The organism is Nostoc sp. (assembly GCF_035638895.1).
Taxonomy (GTDB): Bacteria; Cyanobacteriota; Cyanobacteriia; order Cyanobacteriales; family Nostocaceae; genus Nostoc.
The window spans coordinates 1-2,861 of sequence record NZ_DASQZC010000496.1 but is presented as its reverse complement, the minus strand read 5'-3'; the positions used below and the strand labels follow the sequence as shown (position 1 = coordinate 2,861).

The window sequence follows — 2,861 nt, the reverse complement described above, 5'->3', positions numbered from 1 at the left end:
CCCAGCATTAGCTAAGGGTGTAAACGTGCAGAACCATCGCTTAGTACATCCTGCTGTGCAAGAGGTATTCCCTGATTTAGTAAATTAAGGTGTGCAAGGATTAGGCGATCGCTTATTTTAATAGAGGTAGCGATCGCTAATCAGACTAATTTTCTTGCCAAATGCGCGGATGGGTAGGTGTACAAAATGAGCAGGAGCAAAAAAGGCTGTACGCTCCATATATACAAGACTTTGAGGGCAATCGTACTTTCAAACCATTCGCGCACCTTATGGGGACTATGTTTCAGCTATTTGGAGCTTTAAGTAGTAGCGCGAAGCGCATAACGCATCAACAGCTTTTAACCATAGTTTGATGGAGAACAAAAAAAATTATTAAGATAGTTATAGAGTTTGCGAAATAAAGGACATCTTCGTTGAACTTCATCTGGTCGGATGTCTTGTAATAGTGCCGGGGTATGCAATCCTTTAGAATAACGTGTTGAAAGGCTATCAAATTCAGCTAAAACACTTGAATCAACTAGTGCCTGTGATAGCTTTTCTCGACAACAATCTTTGTCTTCATCATATTCACTAAATGATTCTGGTTCATTAAAAGGAATATTTTTTTCCTGACTAAGCCAGTAACGCATCTGCTCGTGTCTACCTCGAAAATCTGGATGTCTAGCTATTGAGTTATTCCAATCTGCAATAATCCAAGTTTCCAGTTCAGGAGCAGCAAACACAACAAGTTTATTAATATCAGCACATTCTGGTATAGTTGATATCGCATCTAAAATTTTATTTTCTTGAAGCTCTGGCGTGCGGCAATCTAAATCGTCAAACACTAAAATTAGATTACATTTATTTGGTTCATATCTTAAGGCAATAGGTAGTTCTTTAATGATTTGCTCAATTAAGCTTTGACTTGTTCTGCCATAACTATTTCCCTTACCAGGCTTAGGCCCAGGTTTTTGACGAACTGGTGTTTTTCGTTCAAATTTACAATTAGAGAAATTTTGTTCTAAAAAAGGGATTAATCCTCTAACTTCAGCTTCCCCACCACCGGCAAAAACCCATACTACCACGGCCATCCTCCAATACTGGGGTCGCCAACACGATATAAATCACCTAATTGCCATCCTTCTTTTAATTTTTGATTTAGCATTTCTTTGGAGAGTGTTCTGATGGAGAAATGTGTTTTATCTTCTGAAGCAAAACAAAAAACATTTTCTAAACAATCGGTGAAATGATCTAAAAGATCCGGACTATGTGTGGTGATAATTAATTGGGTTTTCCCGGCAGCTTTTTTAATCCACTCTGCTAAAATTGGCATCCACGATATGTGCAATCCTAATTCTGGCTCATCGATGACTAGCAATGAAGGAAGAACTGGAGAATGCAATATAGTAGCCCAACAAAGCATTCTGACAGTTCCATCTGACATTTCATTTAGATAAAAAGCTTCCTTAATATCATGAAAATACCATTCTACAGTTAGAGACAAGCGACCAGAACGTATAGGTCTTAGACGACGAGTTTTTGGTAAAATCGACTTCATTGCCTTGTTGATGCTGTCCTCGAAGTCTATATTTTGCTGAGTCAAATTATCTAAAACTAGTGGTAAATTATCTCCAGATGAAGATAAATAAATATCACTTCCTCCTATTTTAGGTTCTGCCGTTCTAATTTGATTTAAATCCATATTGTTGGCATTGTAAAATTGCCATTTGGAAATAAATTCAACAAGGTCTCTTCTAATTCTGAGAACAGGTGTACTTTCGGGAGGATATTGGCTATATTCAAGCAGCCGAGGAATAGCAGAAAGCCCCAAAGAATTAGTATCTATATTGTCTAAAGGTTCAAAATGAGTACTGGAATTTTGTCCGGGACTATCATAAACTGATACAGCGCCTTTGCCCGCTTCTCTGTCATGAAACTTATAATAATAGAAAGGTCTTGATGAAGCTGATTCATGTAAATATTCTCCGCTATATAAACATTCTTCGGAAATGCTAACTCTTGGTTGATTTTTATCAACATAAATCTTCAAATCAAGAATTCCACTGTTTCTTGCGGGAGTACCAGTTTGTGAAAATTGTGAAAAACAATAAGCAAGTGTTACTACAGCAGGACTTGCTACACTGCCATCTAAAATCCGATTAGCACCAATTTGAGTAACTGCATTTTCAAAACTACTGACACCCCGACTTTCATCAGGAATAGTAGTTAAGCTATCTTTTAAAAATTTCAAACAACTGATAAAGTTGCTTTTGCCTGAACCGTTTGAACCTATAAATATATTGAGGTTTTTTAGCTCTATTACTTTATCTAAAGACAGATTTTTATAATTTTTGCTAGCAACAAAGCGAAGTAGTGGTTGATTCATAGGCTTCAAAATAAGTTTCTAGTCAGTTACCAATCATGATAATGTGTCTGGTTATCATTGAGGAACTATGGTAATTATGATTAACAGCAATATCACCCTAAGCTATCAGTAAAATCAACTTTTTAAAGCATAACTAAACTAGCATCCCCTTCTTCTTCAAGTTCATAACCATTAGCCAATTTTTCAATTGCTTGGTCAATCATTGCCAAACCCTGATCTACTTTTTCAACTAAACTTAGCTGTCCTCGAAGTTCGGCAGCACCAACGAAACCCTTAGCATACCAAGTCATGTGCTTACGGGCTTGACGTACACCGCGATCGCCTTTATATTCCCACAAGGCTTGTAAATGATCTTTTGCACATTCCAAGCGCTGAATTGGGGTTGGTGACGGTAACATCTCTCCAGTTTTCAGAAAGTGATCAATTTCTCCCACCAAAAATGGATAACCTAAAGTTCCACGCGAACACATCACACCATCAGCGCCAGTTTGTTCTA

At 37.4% G+C, this 2,861-nt stretch carries 3 protein-coding genes; all 3 read right to left on the bottom strand.

What is annotated here, in order from left to right; all coding sequences use genetic code 11:
* Window positions 1-338: 338 nt before the first annotated feature.
* Window positions 339-1,064: a hypothetical protein gene (locus VE944_RS24840; protein WP_324983387.1), complete on the bottom strand. Its 726-nt coding sequence runs from the start codon at window positions 1,062-1,064 to the stop codon at window positions 339-341.
* Complete coding sequence (locus VE944_RS24835; RefSeq protein ID WP_324983384.1) at window positions 1,058-2,365, bottom strand: AAA family ATPase; 1,308 nt, start codon at window positions 2,363-2,365, stop codon at window positions 1,058-1,060. Before VE944_RS24835 ends, VE944_RS24840 begins: the two co-directional genes overlap by 7 nt.
* A 122-nt stretch (window positions 2,366-2,487) precedes the next feature.
* Window positions 2,488-2,861, bottom strand: a 374-nt coding sequence (locus tag VE944_RS24830; RefSeq protein ID WP_324983380.1) for a tRNA-dihydrouridine synthase, incomplete at its 5' end; no start/stop codon positions are given.